The 18787-nt window shown below is 71.3% G+C and carries 17 protein-coding genes; 5 read left to right on the plus strand and 12 right to left on the minus strand.

Translation table 11 applies throughout. The annotated features are described in order from the left end of the window. Positions 1-30 precede the first annotated feature (30 nt). The 5 genes from OO69_RS26600 (at position 31) to OO69_RS26620 (ending at position 5906) form a co-directional block, all read left to right on the plus strand. Complete coding sequence (locus OO69_RS26600; RefSeq protein WP_033283305.1) at positions 31-1278, plus strand: sugar ABC transporter substrate-binding protein; 1248 nt, start codon at positions 31-33, stop codon at positions 1276-1278. An 81-nt stretch (positions 1279-1359) separates the two neighbouring features. Beyond that, complete coding sequence (locus tag OO69_RS26605; protein WP_033283306.1) at positions 1360-2343, plus strand: carbohydrate ABC transporter permease; 984 nt, start codon at positions 1360-1362, stop codon at positions 2341-2343. Continuing rightward, positions 2340-3161, plus strand: a complete 822-nt coding sequence (locus OO69_RS26610) for a carbohydrate ABC transporter permease (RefSeq protein ID WP_033283307.1) — start codon at positions 2340-2342, stop codon at positions 3159-3161. Before OO69_RS26605 ends, OO69_RS26610 begins: the two co-directional genes overlap by 4 nt. 140 nt (positions 3162-3301) lie before the next feature. Then, positions 3302-5071 (plus strand): RICIN domain-containing protein, encoded by a 1770-nt coding sequence (locus OO69_RS26615; protein WP_033283308.1) that lies wholly within the window; start codon positions 3302-3304, stop codon positions 5069-5071. A 160-nt stretch (positions 5072-5231) separates the two neighbouring features. Further along, positions 5232-5906, plus strand: coding sequence for a phosphatase PAP2 family protein (locus OO69_RS26620; protein ID WP_033283364.1), 675 nt, complete (start codon positions 5232-5234; stop codon positions 5904-5906). Between the two features lie 7 nt (positions 5907-5913). Here the strand turns inward: OO69_RS26620 and OO69_RS26625 are convergent, their stop codons facing one another. From OO69_RS26625 to OO69_RS26680, 12 genes are read right to left on the minus strand one after another with little or no spacing between them, the layout of a single operon-like run. Next, a complete protein-coding gene (locus OO69_RS26625; RefSeq protein WP_033283309.1) occupies positions 5914-7239 on the minus strand; it encodes a glutamate-1-semialdehyde 2,1-aminomutase in 1326 nt (441 codons plus the stop codon). 7 nt (positions 7240-7246) lie between these two features. Then, complete coding sequence (gene rfbC, locus OO69_RS26630; protein WP_033283310.1) at positions 7247-7798, minus strand: dTDP-4-dehydrorhamnose 3,5-epimerase; 552 nt, start codon at positions 7796-7798, stop codon at positions 7247-7249. Next, positions 7795-9033, minus strand: a complete 1239-nt coding sequence (locus OO69_RS26635; RefSeq protein WP_033283311.1) for a polysaccharide pyruvyl transferase family protein — start codon at positions 9031-9033, stop codon at positions 7795-7797. The genes rfbC and OO69_RS26635 overlap by 4 nt, the downstream gene beginning before the upstream one ends. Then, a complete protein-coding gene (locus tag OO69_RS26640; protein WP_033283312.1) occupies positions 9030-9977 on the minus strand; it encodes a glycosyltransferase family 2 protein in 948 nt (315 codons plus the stop codon). Before OO69_RS26640 ends, OO69_RS26635 begins: the two co-directional genes overlap by 4 nt. Next, positions 9974-11272: a membrane protein gene (locus OO69_RS26645; RefSeq protein ID WP_033283313.1), complete on the minus strand. Its 1299-nt coding sequence runs from the start codon at positions 11270-11272 to the stop codon at positions 9974-9976. Before OO69_RS26645 ends, OO69_RS26640 begins: the two co-directional genes overlap by 4 nt. Continuing rightward, positions 11269-12552: a DUF4910 domain-containing protein gene (locus OO69_RS26650; RefSeq protein WP_033283314.1), complete on the minus strand. Its 1284-nt coding sequence runs from the start codon at positions 12550-12552 to the stop codon at positions 11269-11271. Before OO69_RS26650 ends, OO69_RS26645 begins: the two co-directional genes overlap by 4 nt. Continuing rightward, entirely contained in the window at positions 12540-13565 is a 1026-nt protein-coding gene (locus tag OO69_RS26655) for an NAD-dependent epimerase/dehydratase family protein (RefSeq protein WP_033283315.1), read from the minus strand. Before OO69_RS26655 ends, OO69_RS26650 begins: the two co-directional genes overlap by 13 nt. Before the next feature lie 5 nt (positions 13566-13570). After that, positions 13571-14218 (minus strand): PIG-L deacetylase family protein, encoded by a 648-nt coding sequence (locus OO69_RS26660; protein WP_033283316.1) that lies wholly within the window; start codon positions 14216-14218, stop codon positions 13571-13573. After that, entirely contained in the window at positions 14215-15009 is a 795-nt protein-coding gene (locus OO69_RS26665; RefSeq protein ID WP_033283317.1) for a sugar phosphate nucleotidyltransferase, read from the minus strand. The genes OO69_RS26660 and OO69_RS26665 overlap by 4 nt, the downstream gene beginning before the upstream one ends. Beyond that, positions 15006-16256: a class I SAM-dependent methyltransferase gene (locus tag OO69_RS26670; protein WP_033283318.1), complete on the minus strand. Its 1251-nt coding sequence runs from the start codon at positions 16254-16256 to the stop codon at positions 15006-15008. Before OO69_RS26670 ends, OO69_RS26665 begins: the two co-directional genes overlap by 4 nt. Further along, a complete protein-coding gene (locus OO69_RS26675; RefSeq protein ID WP_033283319.1) occupies positions 16253-17494 on the minus strand; it encodes a glycosyltransferase in 1242 nt (413 codons plus the stop codon). Before OO69_RS26675 ends, OO69_RS26670 begins: the two co-directional genes overlap by 4 nt. A 2-nt stretch (positions 17495-17496) precedes the next feature. After that, positions 17497-18786: a hypothetical protein gene (locus OO69_RS26680; protein ID WP_051801211.1), complete on the minus strand. Its 1290-nt coding sequence runs from the start codon at positions 18784-18786 to the stop codon at positions 17497-17499. Between the last annotated feature and the right edge of the window lies 1 nt (position 18787).

Below are 18787 nucleotides of genomic sequence, written 5' to 3' on the forward strand. Positions count from 1 at the left end.
TACGAGCCGCACCAAGACAACGAGGTCACCGTGAGAAACACCCGCCGCACCCTCCTCACCGCCATAGCCGCCGTCGGCGCGCTCACCTCCGTCGCCGCCTGCGGGGGCGGTTCCGACTCCTCCGCCTCCGGTTCTGGGAAGGCCGGCGGGACGTACAACTTCTGGGATCCGTACCCGCAGTTCGACGCCTCCTCGGCGTGGGGCAGGCTCGTCACCAAGTGCGGCACCGCCGCCGGGGTCAAGGTCAAGCGCACCAGCATGGACACCACGGACCTGGGCAACAAGGCGCTGCTCGCCGCCCAGCAGGGCAACGCGCCCGACGTGATGCTGGTGGACAACCCGGTCGTCTCCACGCTGGTGGAGGCGGGGATCCTCAACAAGACCAGCGACCTCGGCCTCGACACGTCGTCGATCCAGAAGAACATCCTCGGCGCGGGCGTCATCGACAACGCGTCCTACGGGGTGCCGATCGGCGCCAACACCCTCGCGCTCTACTACAACAAGAAGATCCTTACCGCGGCCCACGTCGACCCGGCGTCCGTCAAGGACTGGGCCTCCCTCACGGCGGCGCTGAAGAAGGTCAAGTCCGCGGGCAAGAAGGGCATCACGTTCTCCGCGATCAACACGGAGGAGGGCAGCTTCCAGTTCCTGCCCTGGTTCTGGGGCGCGGGCGGCGATCTCACCAAGCTCAACTCCCCTGAGGGAACGGCCGCGTTGACGCTGTGGAAGCAGTGGGTCGACGGCGGATACGCGCCGAAGGACGTCCTGCAGAACACCCAGACCACCAGCTGGCAGGAGTTCGCCACCGGCGACTACGCGTTCAGCGAGAACGGCACCTGGCAGCTCGGCAACGCCGACAAGGCCGGCTTCCCGTACGGCGTCATCAACATCCCCGGGCAGAACGGCGGTTCGGCGCCGGTGCCGACCGGCGGCGAGTTCGTCACCGTGCCGGTGCAGAAGGACACCTCCCGCTACGACGTCAGCAAGAAGATCGTCACCTGTCTGACGAACTCAGCGAACCTGCTGACCACCGACACGACCCTCACCTACGTGGCGCCCACCGCCCAGGTGCAGGCCCAACAGGTGAAGCAGAACCCGGAGTTGAAGCCGTGGGTGGGCGCGGTGGCCGCGGCGCGCGGCCGCACCAGCGGCGGCCTGGGCACCAAGTACCCGACGATCTCCCAGCCGTTGTGGACCGCCGTGCAGAACGCCCTGTCGGGCGGCAAGAGCCCGCAGGCGGCCCTCGACGCCGCTCAGACGGCCGCGGGCAAGGGCTGACACCCCGGGCCTCCGAACCCCTCCGGAAACCGCGTCCCCATCGCGTCCGTCCGGACACGCCACCCGCATCCAGGAGTACCCATGACCATCGCCCGCGTCGACCGCCGCTCGCAGCGGTCCCCGGCCAGGTCCGGGGCGACCGGCACCGGACAACGGACGGACGCGTCGGACCCGCGGCGCCGACAGCGTCGTAGGAGCCGGCTCGTCGCGCTGGCCTTCGTCGCGCCGCTGGTCGGCTACCTCGCCGCCTTCTACCTCTATCCGCTCTACCGCAACCTCGACCTGAGCCTGCGCGACTACACCGTGCGGTCGTTCGTGCAGGGGGACGCGCCCTTCTCCGGCCTCGACAACTTCCGGACCGTCCTGGACGACCCCACGTTCGGCCCGGCGATGCGCCACACCCTGGTCTTCACCTTCGCGTCGATCGCGTTCCAGTACGTGGCCGGGCTCGCCCTCGCGGTCTTCTTCAACCGGCACTTCCGGCTGGCCGCGACCCTGCGCGCCCTGTTCCTGATCCCCTGGCTGCTGCCGCTGATCGTGTCGGCGTCGACCTGGGCGTGGATGTTCAACAGCGAGTCCGGTGTCATCGACTACGCCCTGCACCTGGTGGGCGTGTCCCCGGTGGACTGGCTCAACTCGCCCGACTGGGCGCTGACTTCGGTGGTCATCGCGAACATCTGGATCGGCATCCCGTTCAACCTCGTCATCCTCTACAGCGGGCTGCAGAACATCCCCGGGGAGCTGTACGAGGCCGCGGCCCTGGACGGGGCCGGGGCCTGGCAGCAGTTCCGGCGGATCACCTTCCCGCTGCTGCGCCCGGTGTCGGCGATCACCCTGCTCCTCGGACTGGTCTACACGCTCAAGGTGTTCGACCTGATCTGGATCATGACCAAGGGCGGTCCGGGCGACGCGTCGTCCACGCTCGCCACCTGGTCGTACCAGCTCGGCTTCGGCACGCTGCTGCCGAAGTTCGGCCCCGGCGCCGCCGTCGGCGACATCCTCATCCTCATCGCGCTCGTCTTCGGCCTGCTCTACATCCGCGTCCAGAGGAGGCAGGAAGCGTGAAGTCCCGTACGGGAAAGCGCCGTTACACCGTCATCGGCGTCCTGCTGACCGCCCTGATGCTGTTCCCGGTGTACTGGATGATCAACGTGTCCCTCACCCCGCAGCAGGACATGCGGAAGACCCCGCCCGATCTGCTGCCCCTGCACCCCACCTTCGAGGGCTACCGGGCCGTCCTGGACGACCAGTTGCCCTACCTCGGCACCAGCCTCCTCATCGGCCTGGGCACGGTCGCCCTGACCCTCGTCCTCGCGGCCCCGGCCGGCTTCGCCCTGGCCAAACTCCGCCCGCTGGGCGGCGGAACCCTCGGACTCGCCCTGCTGGTCGCCCAGATGATCCCGGGCATCGTCATGGCGATGGGCTTCTACGGCATCTTCCTCGACCTCGGCCTGCTCAACTCCTGGTGGGGGCTGATCGTCGCGGACTCCACCATCGCCGTGCCGTTCGGCGTGATGATCTTCACCGCCTTCATGTCGGGCATCCCCGGCGAACTCATCTCCGCGGCCCGTATCGACGGCGCCGGCACCTGGCGCACCTTCGTGTCCGTGGTGCTCCCGGTGAGCCGCAACGCGATCGTCACGGTCTCGCTGTTCAGCTTCCTGTGGGCCTGGTCCGACTTCGTCTTCGCCAACACCCTGGACGGCGGCGGCACTTGGCGACCGATCACCCTCGGCATCTACAAGTACATCGGCAACAACAACCAGGAATGGAACGCGATCATGGCCACCGCCGTCGTCGCGTCGATCCCGGCCGCCGTCCTCCTGGTCCTCGCCCAGCGCTACGTCGCCGCGGGCGTGACCGCCGGCGCGGTCAAGGACTGATCCACGGTGCCGGCCGCCCCGCGCCCACCGGCAGGGCGGGGCCGCGGTCCGCCGCCGCCTCCCCGAGCCGCCTCCGCACCGCATCGCAACTCCCGCACCGCGCTTGGCAAGTCCCCCTCCCTTCCTCAGGAGAGCCGCTGATGTCATACCTGAGCCGCCATCACCGTTCCAGAGCGCCCCTCGGCCGCCTCGGCGCCGCCGTGACGGCCACCGCCCTCGCCGCCACCGCCGTCGCCCTGACGGGCGTGCCCGCCCAGGCCGTCCCCACGTCGACCACCACCTTGGTCGTCAACGCCGCGCAGAACCTGCGCTCCGTCACCCACGTCGCCACGGGCAGCCTCTACGGCCTCGCCAACGCGAGCACCCCCGGCGACAGCCTCGTCCAGGCCCTGAAGCCCAACACGTTCGTCCAGATGGCGCCCGGCGGCAGCCAACTCCCCAACGGGGAGCCGGCACCCGCGGGTGACGCCCTGGTCGTCGCCCCGAAGGCCGCGGCCGCGGGGGCGAAGGTCGTCGTACGGATGCCGGACTGGTACCCGAACTTCCCCTACCAGTGGGTGAGTTGGAGCAACTGGCTCGCGGCGGTCGACCAGCAGGTCGCCTCGGTGAAGGCCTCCGGTGCCACCAACATCGCCGCGTACGAACTCTGGAACGAGCCGGACTGGACCTGGGACACCGCCAACGCGGGCGCCTTCGACGCCGGTTGGGCCCGTACGTTCAAGGAGGTCCGCGCCAAGGACGCCACCACCCCGATCCAGGGCCCGAGTCACTCGGTGTGGAACCAGTCCTGGATGACCACCTTCCTCACCGACGCCAAGGCGAGCGGCACGGTCCCGGACGTCATCGCCTGGCACGAACTCCAGGGCAGCTCGGGCATCGCCGCCCATGTCGCGGCCTACCGCTCGCTGGAGAGCAGCCTCGGCATCAGCCCGCGTCCGATCGCCATCGAGGAGTACGGCACGCCCACCGAGATGGGCGACTCGGGCGCGCTCATCGGCTACGCGGCCAAGTTCGAGCGCGCGGGCGTCCGCGACGCCGAGCTGGCCTTCTGGAACCACTACGGCACCCTCGGCGACACCCTGACCGACACCGGCGGCTCGCCCAACGGCTCCTACTGGACGTACAAGTGGTACGGCGACATGTCCGGGACCATGCTCACCACCACCCCGCCCGCCCAGACCGGCATCGACGGTCTCGCCTCCCTCAACAGCGCGCGGAACCAGATCAGCGTCGTCGCCGGCGGCTGCACGGGCTCCTGCGCCGTCACGGTCAACGGGCTCTCCTCCCTGTCGGCCTACGGCAGCACCGTTCACGTGAAGCTGGAGTACAGCCCCGACACGGGCCGCACCACCGCCTCCCCGGGCCCGATCACCGTCTCCGACGCGGACTACGCCGTCTCGAACGGCTCCATCACCGTGCCGGTCACGATGAACGCCGCCGACGGCTACCACCTGACGATCACCCCCAGCGGCACCTCGACGTCCCTGGCCGGGCGCTACCAGATCACCAACAAGAACAGCGGCCTCGCCCTGGACACCCTCAACGCGGCCACCGCGCAAGGCACTTCGGTCGTCCAGGCCGCGTCCACCACGGGCACCGACCAGAACTGGACCCTCGTCCCCGCGGGCCAGGGCCTCTACAAGATCGTCAACCAGAAGAGCGGCCTGCTCCTCGGCATCACCAACGCGGGCACCAGTAACGGCGGTACGGCCCTCATCTGGGGCGACAACGGCACCGCCGACCACCTCTGGCAGGTCGTTCCGGCCCGCGACGGCTACGCCAAGATCGCCAACTACAACAGCGGGCTCCTGCTCGGCGTCGACCAGATGAGCACCGCCTCCGGTGCCCAGGTCCTGCAGTGGTCCGACAACGGCACCGCCGACCACCTGTGGAAGCTCACCGCACGCTGAGGCGCGTCCGGCGGCGGTCGGCTAGGGTGCTGACGGCTCGCGCCGCGGCGTACAGCCCAGGAGCGGAGTGAACCGGACACGACGGGGGCTCGGGTTGGATCACGGCGGGCGGCAGAGGAACAAGGTCACCACCCTCGGGTCGGCCGGTCGCGGTGAACGTGTGCCCGGTCGGCCGGCGCCGTCGGTGCTGCCCCCGTCGCCGCGCCCGTGGCTCGGGCTGGTCGCGGTCCTCGCCTCGCTGGTGGTCGTCACGCTCGGGATCCTGTACTCCGGGCACAGCGAACCCGGCACGGTGGACCGCTGGATCGTCCCGCCGACGGCGGACAGTGTGCGTCCGCCGTGGCGCGATGTCGCCCTGGCCCTGGACTTCCTGGGGGAACCCGCGGGCTCGGCGATGCTGATCGTGGCCGGGGTGGTGGTCTGTCTGCTGCTCCGGCGTCCCCGCGCGGCGGTGCTGGTCGTGGCCGGCGTCGGCACGACCGTGGGGGCGACCACGCTCATCAAGCATCTGGTGGGACGGACCATCCACGGCCCCGGCAACCTGTCCTACCCGAGTGGGCACACCGCCTTCGCCACCGCGCTCGCCCTCATGGCGGCGCTGTTCGCGACGGACCGGCTCGGCCTCGGCAGGACGGCCGGTACGTCACTCGTGCTCACCTCGGCGCTGGCCGCCGGCGCCGCCATGGGCTGGGCCGAGGTCGCCCTCGGCGCGCACTATCCGACCGACGTCCTCGGCGGCTGGTGCACCGCGCTGGCGGTGATTCCGGCGACCGCGTGGCTGGTCGACCGGATCGCCGACCGGATGTCCGAGCCCGGTCGGCGAGACCACCGCTGACGTCACGTCACGCCGTGCGGCGGAACACGGGCTGCACGGGTCGTCCGGCCAGCCAGGGGGTGGGGTCGGCGGCGTCAAGTGCCTTCCGGTACACGGCACATGCCTCGGCCACGACGTCGACGGTACGGTCGATGTCCGCGTCGTCGAGTGCGCTGCTCACCACGAAGGAGGGGGCCAGCACGCCGCCCGCGAGGAGCCGGCGCAGGAACAGGGTGCGGTACTGCTGCGACGGCCGCAGGTTCTCGTCGAGGGTGGCGAAGACCAGGTTGCTGGCCCTGCCCCGGACGACGAGGTGGTCGCCGACGCCCATGCCGGCCGCGACCTCGCGGACACCGGCGGCCAACCGCTCGCCGAGGGCGTGCAGGCGCGCGGTGATGCCCTCCTCGGTGTAGATGGTCTGCACGGCCATCGCGGCCGCCAGGGAGTGCGTTTCCGCGCCGTGCGTGGTGGAGAGCAGGAACACCCGGTCGCCGGAGTGCCGCAGTCCGCCCCGCTCCATCAGATCGCGGCGCCCGGCCAGCGCGGAGACGGCGAATCCGTTGCCCAGCGCCTTGCCGAACGTGGAGAGGTCGGGGACGACGCCGTACAGGCCCTGAGCGCCCGCCTCGGACCAGCGGAACCCGGTGATCATCTCGTCGAAGACCAGGACGCAGCCGTGCCGGTCGGCCAGGTCGCGCAGGCCGGCGAGGTACCCGGGCGGCGGTTCGGCGTGGGTGGCGGGTTCGAGGATCAGGCAGGCGATCTCGTCCTGGTACCGGGTGAGCAGCTGTTCCGTGGCGGCGAGGTCGCCGTAGGGGAACGCGACGGTGAGTTCGTTGGTCGCCGCCGGGATTCCGGCGGACATCGGGGTGGTGCCGATGAACCAGTCGTCGACGGAGAAGAACGGATGGTCGCCGCAGAGGGCCACCCGCGGGCGTCCGGTGGCGGCGCGGGCCAGGCGCACGGCGGCGGTTGTGGCGTCGGAGCCGTTCTTCGCGAACTTCACCATCTCGGCGGTCGGCACCGTGGCCAGGAAGCGCTCCGCGGCCGCGACCTCGACGATGGACGGCCGGACGAAGTTGCTGCCGCGGTCGAGTTCCCGCCGTACGGCCTCGAGCACGCGGGGGTGGGCGTGCCCGAGGCTGACCGACCGCAGGCCGGAGCCGTACTCGATGTAGCGGTTGCCGTCGACGTCCCACACGTGGGCACCGTTGCCGTGGCTGATGACGGGGGCCAGGTTCTCGGGGTACTGGTCGTCGCCCTTGGCGTAGGTGTGAGCGCCCCCGGGGATCATGGCGTGCAGCCGCTCGTTGGCTGTCCGCGACAGGGGCAGGTCAAGCACTTCGGTGTCCACGGGGACCTCAGCTTTCTCTGTGCTTCAGGACCTCGGCGAGGCTCGGCGCCTCCCGGTCCCGTTGGGACATCAGTGCAGCCGGCAGCGGCCAGGGAATGGCGAGCTCCGGGTCGTCGAAGGCGATGGTCACGTCCTCGGCCGGATCGTGCGGGCGGTCGATCCGGTACGAGGTGTCGGCGGTGTCGGTCAGTGCTTGAAAACCGTGCGCGCATCCCGCCGGAATGTAAAGAGTTGGTTGTGTTTCTCCTGTGAGTTCAAAGGAAGTCCAATGGCGGTAGGTCGGAGAATCCGGCCGCAGGTCCACGACGACATCGAAGATCCGGCCGTACGAACACCGCACCAACTTGGCCTCGCCGGCGCCCGATCGCAGGTGCAGGCCGCGCACCACGCCCCGGACCGAGCGGGACACGCTGTCCTGGACGAAGGCGTCCGGGTCCAGGCCCACCGAGCGGACCACGTCGGCGTCGAAGGTGCGGCAGAAGAAGCCGCGTTCGTCGGCGTACGGCGTCGGCTCGAAGAGGAACGCACCGGCGATCTCCGGGACTTCGGTCGCTTTCATGGAGACTCCTGCCGGGCGTGGGCGTGGGTGTGGCCGGTCGCGGGGAACACCGCCGCGGTCAACGAGCTGAACTGGTCCGCCAGTTGGCGGGCGGCGGCCTGGTTCCGCTCGGCGAGGGTCTGCCGCAGCTCGGGCGATCGCTTCTCCAGCGCCCGGAATTGCTCCAGCAACCGGTCGGCGTCGACCTCGCGCGCCGGGTGGCAGTAGGCCCCCAGCCCCATCCGCTCCATGAGCGCGTCGCTCTTCGCCGCGTAGCTGAGGGCGAGCACCGGTGCGCCGGTCTTCAGCGCGCAGATCAGGTTGTGATAGCGGACCGCGACCACGGTGTCGGCGGCCGCCATCTCGTTCATCAGGTCGTCCAGGGAGGCCGGTTCGGCGGCGGTGACCAGGGGCGAGTCCACCACGTCGAGGATCGCGGCGACCACCGTCGCGTCGCACGTGTCCCCGGTGAGCAGCCGGACCGGCCTGCCCTCCTCGGCCAGCGTGCGGACGAACCGGATCGTCCCGTCGAGGTAGCGCGCGTATATCTCGTCGGCGCGGGCGCGGTCGTCGTTGCCGCCGTGGAAGTCCATGACGCCGACGCAGACCGTGCCGGGCGGGCCCGAGGGCGTACTCGTGCGCGGCGCAGGGAGGGAGAACGCGAGGTCCGGGTAGACCTCGTCGCACGCGGTGTCCACGCCCATCGCCCGCATCGCGTCCCGGGACTGGGCATCCCGGTACGACCGGTACGCGGCCAGCCGCCCCGACCAGCGGACCAGGGCCCGGGTGGGCCGGTTGCGGATCTCTGCGGCGCCGACGCTGACGAGCGCGACCCGGGTGCGCGTCAGCCGGCCGCTCGCGCAGAGCAGGAACAGCGAGTACGGGAAGCCCCACGGCCGTAGGGGCAGGGTGGCTTCCAGGACGCCCATGCCCGGCACGATCACCACGTCGTGCTTCCGCACCCAGGCGGCGGTGCGGAAGATGTCGACGAACTTGCCCAGGCCCTTCGACGCGATCGAGCCCGCGCGGGACGCGGTCCGGTACTCGGCGCGGTTCCAGTGCAGCCGGGTGGCGGGGATCCCGAACCGGGCCGTCACCGCCTCGGGTCCGCCGCACAGGGCGTCCACTACCGCGTCCGGGTGGTCGGCGCGGAGGTAGCCGAGGACGGCCTGGAGCGACCCGTCGTTGCCGAGGTTGCCGGAGCCGAGCAGGCCGAACACCCCTACGCGCACGGGAGTTGAGGCCGCAGGCGTCATGCGTGCCTCCCCTCGCGACCGGCGACGAGGGCGTCGACGGAGACCGTGAGCTGGGCCGGGTCGACCGGGGCGCGGTCCTCGACGCGCTCGCCGGCGCCGGGCCGGACCCGGCTGGTCATCCAGGAGGCCAGGTGGCGGTAGCAGGCGCGCCGGTCGGCCGGGGACAGCGGTGCCCGTCGGATCGCGGACGCGAAGCCCCAGACGTACTCGGCGAGGAGACGGGGCGTCGGGTGCAGCGCGCCTGCCCGGCGCGGGTCCAGGTTGACGCAGCGGGCGCGCTTGGAGGGGTTCGCGCGTTCGGCGCGGGTGGGGTGGTCGCGGCGGAAGTAGAGCAGTTCCGGCACCTGGTGGAAGCGTCCGTGCAGGGTGATCTCGGCGACGAAGGTGCGGTCCGCGTGGTGGTAGCTGTCCATCGGCTTCACCCGGCGGAGCATGTCGGCCCGGATCACCCCGTAGAAGTCGTCGCCGCCCGGCTCGAACAGCAGGCTGCGGAAGCGCTCCGGCGCGTGCGGGGAGCCGGTGGCGAGCGTGTACTCGTAGGGCACCGTCACCTGGCCGTCGCCGTCGATGACCGCCTGGTCGGTGTGGGCGAGGATGACGTCCGGCCGCTCGTCCAGCGCTTCTATGCAGCGCGTCAGCAGGTCGCGGCCGTAGAGGTCGTCGTGCGAGGCCCACTTGAACAGCTCGCCGCGGGACTCGGCGAAGACGTGGTTGTGGTTCGGGGTGGCGCCGATGTTGCGGGGCAGCCGGAGGTAGCGGATGCGGGAGTCCTGCGCGGCGTACTTGCGGCAGATCGCCTCGGTCCCGTCGGTCGAGGCGTTGTCGGAGACGACCAGTTCGAAGTCCTCGTAGGTCTGGCCGAGCAGGGCGTCGAACGACTCGGCCAGGTACTCCTCGCCGTTGTACACGGGCAGGCCGATGCTCAGCCTCGGTCGGTCGGTCATGAGGTCCTCACTTCGGGAATGGGATCGCGGTGGTGCTCGCGCAGGGCGGAGCGCAGTTGCAGCCACCACACGGCCGAGCCGCTGATGGTCGCGGCGGCGACGCCCCAGGCCGAGCCGGCCGTACCGGCGAGGGCCGCTCCGCCGAGCCCGCCGCCGACGTAGCAGGCGGAGGCGAACAGCTGGCACTTCAGGCTGCGCCGGGCCGCGCCGAGCGCGCGCAGTCCCGCCGCCGCGCCGGTGCCGAGGCCCGCTCCCGCGACGCTGAGGGTGATCTGCACGAGGAGGTGCGAGGAGGAGTGCCAGACCTCGCCGAGCGCCAGCTCGCCGAGCCGGCCCGGCATCAGCAGCAGCGCCGAGCCCCAGAGCAGCGCCCCGGCGGCCTGTCCCCCGCCGAGGAAGAGGCAGAACCTGCCCAGTTGGTGCGGGGCCCGCCGCAGCACGCGTGCCGCCTCGGGGACGGTGACCAGCGAGAGTCCCATCAGCACGGCGAGGAACGGGCCCATCAGGAGTTCGGCGCCGCGCACCGCGCCCACCGAGCTCACGCCGACGATCGCGCCGAGGCCGTACGCCCGCAGCTGGCTCGCGCCGCTGAGGCTGACGTTCTCGACCAGGTACCGGTAGCCGAGATCGCGCTGCTGGCGCAGCCACCCGCGGGCCTGTGCCGTCCGGGGCCGGATGCCGGACTGGACGCAGCCGTACCCGGCGGCCACCGTGGCGGACGCGCCCCAGGCGAGCACGAAGGCGGCCACGCTGCCGACATGGGCCGCCACCACCATGGCGGGGACGAGCGCGACGCCCCACACGATGTCGTTGACGAAGGCCTTCCGCCCGTTACCGGCGGCGAAGAACGAGAACCGCCAGGCGTCCTGGAGCAGCAGCCCCGGCAACATGACGGCGAGGGCGACGAACGCGGGCCCCACCCGGCCGCCGAGACCGAACCCGGCGGCCAGGCACACCACTCCGAGGGCCGTGCCTACGCAGAGCGCGGTACCCGTCGAGCGGGCCACCGCCCCGCGCCAGGACGCCTCCGGCACCCCGCTGAAGCGCACCACGAGCGGGTCGGTGGCCAGGCCGCGGGAGACGTTGAGCACCACGCCGTAGGTCACCCAGGCGAGGCTGAACACGCCGAAGGCGGTGACCCCGAGCGAGCGGGCCACGTAGATGCCCACCGCGAAGTTGCTGATGCTGGAGGCCGCCTGGTCGGCCAGTCCCCAGGAGAGCCGGCCGACGAGGGCGCGCTTGGCGGACCGGGCCGGTGTGGTCGCCTTCTCCCCGTCGGCGGTCATCGGCGTCATGTCTTGATCAGCCCGGCCTCGTGCAGAGCGCCGGCCGCGTCGGCGACGGTGTCGAAGGGCAGCCCGGACCGCTCGGCGACGTCGAGCAGACTGTGCTCGCCGTCGGAGAGGTTGAGCACCCAGAGCATGGCCATCTGGGCCTGCTTGGTGTCGCTGCGCCCGCCGAGCGCGTCGTACAACCCGCGCCGGCCCAGCTGGGGTTCGCCGTAGGGGCTGAGGTTGAGGTACCGCCGGTTGCGGTCGAGAACGGCGAACGCCTCGCGGCAGACGGCGAGGGTGTCCGCCATCGCCGCCGGGGAGACGTAGTCCAGGTTGTCCGCCGAGGTGTGGTACTCGGGGTAGCCCGCGTACGGGGTCCGGGTGAGCGAGCCCACGCCGAGGTTGAAGCCGGGCGAGCAGTACTGCCGCTCGTCGTAGCCGTACGGGGTGAACTCGTTGACGCTGTGCGGTCGTTCGGACGCGGCGAGCACGTGCCGCAGCACCCGGTCGATCTCCGCGTCGCCGCGCCTGCTCTGCTTGTACGTCAGCTGTCCCGGGTCCCCGGCGCAGGCCAGCACGAGGCCGTGCTTGACCCGCTCGATCCGCTCCGCGTTGCGGGCCAGCCAGGTGATCGCCCCGATGGTGCCGGGCGCGTAGATGAACCGGTACGTGTAGTACGGCGTCCGCTGTGCCAGCTCGCGGGCCAGGAACGTCGCCACCGCGATGCCGGCCAGGTTGTCGTTGGCCAGCGACGGGTGGCAGGTGTGGCAGGAGACGATCACCTCGTCGGCGACCTGTCCGGGGACCACGTGCTCGGCGTAGGTGAGGTGGCCGTCGGCGAGCGTGGAGTCGATCCGAACCTCGTAGTCGCCCTCGGGCAGCGCGTCCAGGGTCTCCTGGGCCAGGCAGAAGCCCCAGTCCGGCTTGTAGTAACTGGTGCGGTACGGCACCCAGTTGGGCTGGTCCGGCAGGGTGTGCAGGTGCCCGCGCAGCTCGGACAGGGGCATCGTCCGCGCCACCGGCACGCTGTAGCCGAGCACGTGCAGGCTGGACGCGGCGAAGTCGACGACCCGCCGTCCGGTGCTGTCGGCGATGTACGCGTCCCGGATGTTCCACTCCTGCGGCACCGTCCAGTCGAGGACCTGCGTCCCGGTCGGCACCTCGTGCACCTGGAGCGGGAGGTACTCGCCGACGATGTCCAGGGTGGCGCGCACACCGTCGCCGGTGATGCTCCGGCAGAGCGGGTACAGCCGCTCCACCAGCCCGTACATCTCCTCGCCCGTGTCGGTCATCGGCGCCACCGCAGGGTGTCGTCGACGGTGCCGGCGTCGGTCGCCGCGCGCAGCACCGCGAGGCGGGTGAAGCGGCGCTCGAAGTCCTCCTTGGTCAGGTCGAACTTCCGGTAGGCGTCGGCGAGTTCGAGCGCGCCCTGCTTCACCGTCCACTCGCAGTCGAAGCCGGGGATCGCGGTGCGGAAGCGGGAGAAGTCCACCCGGTACGAGCGCGGGTCGGCGCCGTTCTCCCCGGTGATCACGACCTTCGCGCCGGCCACCGCCTCGGCGACCTGGTCGGCGATCTCGGCGACGGTGACGTTGTTGATCTCGCTGCCGATGTTGAACGCCCGGTCGTGCACCGCCTCGCGCGGCGCGGTCAGGGCGGCCGTGAAGGCGCGGGCGATGTCGGCGGCGTGCACCAGCGGGCGCCAGGGGGTGCCGTCGGAGAGGACCAGCACCTCGCCGGACAGCAGCGCGTGGCCCACGAGGTTGTTCAGCACGATGTCGGCGCGCAGCCGGGGCGAGTAGCCGAAGGCGGTGGCGTTGCGCATGAACACCGGGGTGAAGTCGTCGTCGGCCAGGGCGTGTACGTCGTCCTCGACCCGCACCTTGGACTCCGCGTACGGCGTCACCGGGCGCAGCGGGGCGTCCTCGGTGACCAGGTCGTCGCCGCCGGAGGCGCCGTAGACGGAGCAGGTCGACGCGTACAGGAAGCGTCGAACTCCCGCGTCGCGGGCCAGTTTTGCCAGTCGTACGGACGCGTGGTGATTGATGTCGTAGGTGAGTTCCGGCGCGAGCGATCCCAGCGGGTCGTTGGAGAGCGCGGCCAGGTGGATCACGGCGTCGAACCCGGCCACATGCTCGGCGGTGATGTCGCGCAGGTCCACCCGTACCCCGGGCGGGTCGGCGGGCTGCGGGCCGAGGACGGAGTCGGCGAACAGGCCGGAGTCGAGGCCGACGACCTCGTGTCCGGCGGCGGTGAGGACGGGTGCCATCACGGTGCCCAGATATCCCTGGTGTCCGGTCAGTAGTACGCGCAAGGTGTTCAACCCCCCAGGTTGAGCGTGAGTTTGGTGACGGCGAACGCCTCGGCGTATCGCTCGTGGCATTCGATGCCGCGGATCCGCGCGAGGCCGAGGAAGGCCTCTCGGTCGTACCAGGGCCGGTGCTGCTGCGAGGGGTAGTGCTCCTGCAGCAGCCGCACCTTCTGTTCTGCGGTCTCCGGCGACAGCGGCTGGTACGCCGTCATGCGGCCGAGATCGCCGTCCCATTTGACGATCTCGTAGCCGAGGACGAGGTGGTCGCGGAACGCGGTGGGTATGAGCTGGGCCAGGCCTCGGTGGTCCTGGTGCGCGTCGTCCGTGCGCGGGGCCAGTACGAGGTCCGGCTCGGTCTGTCCGCGCAGTTCCTCGACCGCGGCCTTGGCCTCGTCCCAGTGCGTGGGCAGCCGGCCGTCGGGCAGCTTGTGCACGGTCAGCCGCAGGTCGGCGCCCGGGCAGAAGGCGGTGAGCGCGGCCTGCTCCTCCTGCTCGCGCTCGCTGCCGCCGCCGGAGAGCACCAGCGCGTCGACGCGGATGCCCGGCCGTGCCTGGCACAGCGTCAGCAGCGTGCCGCCGGCGCCGATGGCGATGTCGTCGCAGTGCGCGCCCACGACGACGATCCGGTCGAGAGGACCGGCTCCGAGCCTGATCACGCACGCACCCCCGCGCTGTCCCGCTCCCACACGGCCCACGGGCGGTCGCCGCGGGTGTAGGCCTCGTCGAGCGCGGCCCGCTCCTTCACGGTGTCGGTCGGCTTCCAGAAGCCGCGGTGCTGGTGCGCCACCAGCCGCCCCCGCTTGGCCAGTTGGGCACATCCGTCGGCGACCAGGTCCCCGTTCTCCGGTATGTGGTCGAAGACCTCCTGGCGGAGCACGAAGTAGCCGCCGTTCTCCCACAGCGGCATGTCGCTCACCGCGGTGATGCCCCCGACGAGGCCGTCCTCGCCCAACTCCACGCAGTGGAACGAGGATTGGGGCGGTACGACCATCATCGACGCGCCCGCGTCGCGCTGGGCGAACTTGTCGATCATCTCCGGCAGCGGGGCGTCGGTGAGCACGTCGGCGTAGTTGGCGAGGAACATCTCGTCGCCGTCCAGATGGTGCCGCACCCGGCGCAGCCGCTCCCCGATGGGTGACTCGATGCCGGTCTGCGCGAACGTGATCGTCCAGTCGGCGATGTCGGTGGACAGCAGCTCGGTGCGGCCGCCCCGCAGGACGAAGTCGTTGGAGGCGGTCTCCTCGTAGTTGAGGAAGAACTCCTTGATGTGGTGGGCGCCGTAGCCGAGGCACAGGATGAACTCCGTGTGCCCGAAGTGCGCGTAGTAGCGCATGACGTGCCAGATCAGCGGTCTCGGCCCGACCATCGCCATCGGCTTGGGCACGTCGTCGGAGGTTCCGTTGCGCATGCGCATCCCGTAACCGCCGCAGAACAGGACGACCTTCATGCGGTGACCTCCTTCAAGACGCCCTCGACAATGCTCAGTTCGGGGATCGGGAAGACCAGCCGGCCGCCCCACTCGTGCACGAACGACAGCTGCTCGACCAGCTCGGCCCGCAGGTTCCACGGGAGGACGAGGACGTAGTCCGGCCTGTCGGCGGCGATCTGCTCGGGCGGCAGGATCGGGATGCGGGTGCCGGGGGTGAACCGGCCGTGTTTGTACGGGTTGCGGTCGACCGTGTACGCGAGCAGGTCGGGGCGGATGCCGCAGTGGTTGAGCAGGGTGTTGCCCTTGCCCGGGGCGCCGTAGCCGACGACCGTCTCGCCGCGCTCGGCCGCCTCGATGAGGAACCGCAGGAGGTCGCGACGCACCTTGGCCACCCGGGCGGAGAACTCGGTGTACCCCGACAGCTCCTGCAAGCCGGCGGCCTTCTCGCGGGCCAGCACGTCGGCCACCCGCTGCGACGGCTCCCCCGCCACCTCGGCCGGCCGGGCCCACAGCCGGATGGAGCCGCCGTGCGTGGGCAGCAACTCGACGTCCACGAGGGCGAGTCCGCCGCTCGCGAGGGCCCTGATCGCGGAGGCGACCGTGTAGTACTGGAAGTGCTCGTGGTAGATCGTGTCGTACTGGTTCTCCTCGATCAGGGTCAGCAGGTGCTGCACCTCGATGGAGACCCAGCCGTCGTCGGCGACCAGTGCGCGCAGCCCCTGGGTGAACCCGACGACGTCGGGGATGTGCGCGTACACGTTGTTGGCCACGACCAGGTTCGCAGGGCCGTGCTCGGCGCGGACGGCCGCGCCGGTGTCGGGGCTGAGGAAGTCCGTGAACGTGGGCACACCCGCCTCCCGCGCGGCGGCGCCGACGTTCACCGAGGGCTCGATGCCCAGGCAGCGGATCCCCCGGTCCACCACGTGCCGTAGCAAGTAGCCGTCGTTGCTGGCGACTTCGACCACGAAGGCGTCGGCGCCGAGGTCCAGGCGCTGTACGGCGCCGTCGACGTAGGTGCGCGCGTGCTCCACCCAGGAGGTCGAGAACGAGGAGAAGTACGCGTACTCCTTGAACGTCTCCTCCGGCGTGATCAGCGGCGGTATCTGCGCGAGCCAGCAGTCGGTGCAGACCCGCAGGTTCAGCGGGTACGTCTGCTCCGGCAGGTCAAGTTGGTCCGCGGCGAGAAAGCTCTCGCACGGTGGTGTCGCCCCCAGGTCGACGACGCTCGTCATCGCTTCCGAGCCACAGAGTCGGCATCGTGTCATGCGCTGTCCCCATCCCCCCTGCTCGCGCGGGTGTCCCCGCCGCGAGCCAGTGCTGACCGCCCCGCGATCGCGGTGCGGTACTCCTCCAGCAGGCGCTCCAGGCCGACGGCCGGGCTGAATCCCTGCTCGTAGCGGCGCCGGGCCGCCTGCCCCATCTCCCGGTTGCGGGCCGGCTCGGCCGCGATCCGGCGTAGGCAGGACGCGAGCGAGGCGGGCTCGCCCGGCCGGTGCAGCAGCCCGGTGACGCCGTCCTCGACGAGTTCGACGAAGGCGCCGTGGCCCGCGGCAACGGTCGGCACCCCGGCCGCCATCGCCTCCACGACCACCAGGCCGAACGCCTCCAGCCACGTCGAGGGCGCCACCACGGCGACCGACCGCGCGATGGCCTCCTGGCACTCCGCCGTGTCCAGCAGGCCGACGTAGCGCACGTCGTCCCGGCCCGCGGCCCAGGCGGTCACCTCCGGCTCCAGCGGCCCGGTGCCGGCGATCATGAGCGGTACGCCGACACCGCCGCCCGCCGCGAGTTCGTCCCACGCGGTCATGAGGAGCCGTACGCCCTTGGCCTCCGCGAGCCGGCCGAGATAGAGCACGTGCTCGCCGTCACCGGTTCGGCAACTGCCCGGATCCGGCACGAAGTTGTGCTTCACCGCCAGCCGCTCGGCCGGCATGCCGGAGCGCACCAGGACGTCACGCTGCGCCGCCGAGATGCAGAGGAAGCGCTCCACGCCGGACCACCAGCGCCGCCGGTTGACCGACAGGCTGACCGCGAGCGGCACGGTCGCCAGGCGGGAGCCGCGGTAGCAGCCGTGCCGGACGGCGGGCAGCGGTGTCGAGCCGACGCACTCGGTGCACGGCCGGCCGTCCCGCTGGAGCGTGCCGGGCGGGCAGACCTGGGTGTAGTTGTGCAGCGTGGCGACGGCGGGCACCCCGGCGTCGGCGCAGGCGGCGAGCACCGCGGGCGACAGGAGCGGGAAGACGTTGTGGACGTGCACCACATCCGGCCGCTCGGCGCGCAGCAGGGCGGCGAGTTCCGTGCGCACCGCCGGGTTCCACGGCACCAGGAGCGGCACCGCGACCTTGCCGAGGAGGGAGCGGGCGCCGATGTCGTCGCTGCGCCGCTCGAACACCTCGACCCGGTGGCCGGCCGCGCGCAGCAGCTCCACCTCCTGGTCGACCACCTTGTTCTCCCCGCTCGGCTGTGCGGAGCCGTAGCGGTTGTGCACCACGATGATGTGCATGCTCAGGTCACCCCCGATCCACGGGCCCAGCGCGGAATGTGTCGTCGGGAGGCCTCGGGCAGCACGAGCGGAGCGGCCTGGGCGGGGACCGCCAACAGCGAGGCGGCCAGGGCCAGATGGAGCAGATACGGCGAGGCGTCGCCGAGTCCTGCCTCGGTGTAGGAGGCGATCGCGCAGTAGCTGATCAGGAAGATCGCGCAGGACCGCTCCAGCGACGGCGGCCGCAGCAGCGCGACGCCGCCGAGCACGGCGATGACCGTGGCGACGAGGGTGACGCCGATCAGACCCTGCTCGTTGTAGACGGCCAGCCAGCTGTTGTCGATCGGCAGGCCGCCGAAGGACTTGTCGCCCAGGCCCACGCCGAACACCTGCTGCGCGGTCGACCGGGGCTCGGCCAGCAGGGCGTGCCAGACCTTGGCCCGGCCGGTGAGACTGGAGAAGTTCTCCTGGCTCTGTCCGCGCAGGAACCACGCCTGGAGCGCGGAGGCGAACCCCACCGCGGCCACCACGGCGGTCAGCACCGCCCAGGAGAAGAACCGGCGGGCCGCCCCGCTGGTCAGCACGAGCGAGCAGATCGCCAGCGCCAGCCCGATGAACAGGCCGAGGGTGGCCGTCCGGGTGTGGGTCAGCGCGAGCAGCACGAAGGACGGCACGATGACCAGCACGGCGCTGGTCCGGTCGACGCGGCGGCCCACGACGAGCAGCACGGTGAGCCCGATGATCACCGCCGCGTACTGCCCGATCTGCGGCGGGGTGAGCGGCCACAGCGCGCCGACGAGGCGTCCGCCGTAGAGGCCGGGCAGGGCCTTGCCCGGGGAGACGATCAGGCCGGCGGCCACCGATCCGAGCACCGCGAAGTACATCCGGATGTGATAGCGGACGAAGGTCAGGCTGCCGTCCCACCAGCGGGTGAGCAGCCACAGGGTGCCGATGAAGAGGGCCAGCCGGAAGCAGCGGAACAGCGCGCCGAGCCCGGACTCCAGGCTCGCGCTGGAGATCACGCTCGACACCAGCAGCAGGCTGAGCAGGAGCACGTAGGCGCTGGGCCGGATTCGCAGCCGTTGGTTGGCCACGAGTGCGAGCGCGAACGCGGCGACCAGCGAGCCCATCGTGACCATCTGGATGAGGGAGCGGGGCAGCGGCACGATCGTCTTCGCCCCTGCGGAACCGAGCGTGTTGAGGACCAGCAGCCCCCAGACGATCCCGACGATCTTCGGCGGGCCGGCCGGGCGCGGTGCGGCGCCCGGCCGCGTTCCGACCGTGTCCGGTCCGCGCGTCAGGTTCTCCCCCATC

This window comes from Streptomyces sp. NRRL F-525, assembly GCF_000716605.1.
Taxonomy (GTDB): domain Bacteria; phylum Actinomycetota; class Actinomycetes; order Streptomycetales; family Streptomycetaceae; genus Streptomyces.

What these genes read in the sequence shown, in the direction of transcription:
- OO69_RS26615 (WP_033283308.1), top strand. Translation starts at nt 3,302, where the DNA reads ATGTCATACCTGAGCCGCCATCACCGTTCCAGAGCGCCCCTCGGCCGC.
- OO69_RS26645 (WP_033283313.1), bottom strand. Translation starts at nt 11,272, where the DNA reads ATGACGCCGATGACCGCCGACGGGGAGAAGGCGACCACACCGGCCCGG.
- OO69_RS26665 (WP_033283317.1), bottom strand. Translation starts at nt 15,009, where the DNA reads ATGAAGGTCGTCCTGTTCTGCGGCGGTTACGGGATGCGCATGCGCAAC.
- OO69_RS26640 (WP_033283312.1), bottom strand. Translation starts at nt 9,977, where the DNA reads ATGACCGACCGACCGAGGCTGAGCATCGGCCTGCCCGTGTACAACGGC.
- OO69_RS26635 (WP_033283311.1), bottom strand. Translation starts at nt 9,033, where the DNA reads ATGACGCCTGCGGCCTCAACTCCCGTGCGCGTAGGGGTGTTCGGCCTG.
- OO69_RS26680 (WP_051801211.1), bottom strand. Translation starts at nt 18,786, where the DNA reads ATGGGGGAGAACCTGACGCGCGGACCGGACACGGTCGGAACGCGGCCG.
- OO69_RS26605 (WP_033283306.1), top strand. Translation starts at nt 1,360, where the DNA reads ATGACCATCGCCCGCGTCGACCGCCGCTCGCAGCGGTCCCCGGCCAGG.
- OO69_RS26670 (WP_033283318.1), bottom strand. Translation starts at nt 16,256, where the DNA reads ATGACACGATGCCGACTCTGTGGCTCGGAAGCGATGACGAGCGTCGTC.
- rfbC (WP_033283310.1), bottom strand. Translation starts at nt 7,798, where the DNA reads ATGAAAGCGACCGAAGTCCCGGAGATCGCCGGTGCGTTCCTCTTCGAG.
- OO69_RS26675 (WP_033283319.1), bottom strand. Translation starts at nt 17,494, where the DNA reads ATGCACATCATCGTGGTGCACAACCGCTACGGCTCCGCACAGCCGAGC.